Annotated in this window: 1 protein-coding gene; it reads left to right on the forward strand. The window is 60.2% G+C overall.

The features are described from left to right. The coding region (locus CXR03_RS18975) for a TRAP transporter small permease subunit (protein WP_219816289.1) at window positions 1-533 on the forward strand (533 nt) is incomplete at its 5' end. Window positions 534-545: the final 12 nt, after the last annotated feature.

Genomic DNA, 545 nt, shown 5'->3' on the forward strand with positions numbered 1-545 from the left:
AAAAGGCTCGGCCTATGGACAATCGATTTGCCACGATCGGAAGCTGGCTCAGGCATCGGGCAGAGAACCTGCTCGCGATGATGCTGCTGGCGATGTTCGTCATCTTCCTGCTGCAGATCTTCTCCCGCTATCTCTTCAATCTCTCGATTGGCTGGACACACGAAGCGAGCGTCGCTTTGTGGATCTGGATGGTGCTGTTTGGGTCCGCCTTCGTTGTGCGGGAGGTCGATGAGATCCGCTTCGATCTGTTCTGGGGGGCGGCGACCGCCCGCGGGCTGCGCGTGATGCAGGTCATCGGTTCCGCCAGCCTCGTCGTGCTGTTCACCTGGTCGCTTCCGGCCGTCATCGATTATGTGACCTTCATGCGCGTCGAGAGCACCGCCTATCTGAAGATCCGCTTCGACGTTCTCTATTCCATCTATGTCGTCTTCGCGATTGCCATGATCGTGCGCCACCTCTGGCTCTGCACGCTGGCGATCCGCGGCAAGGCGCCCGAGGGCTTCGACCCGACCAAAGCGAGTTCCGGCGTATGAACCTGGCCAGCC

This window comes from Arthrobacter sp. 08Y14 (assembly GCF_002929455.1).
Lineage (GTDB): Bacteria > Actinomycetota > Actinomycetes > Actinomycetales > Micrococcaceae > Arthrobacter_B > Arthrobacter_B sunyaminii.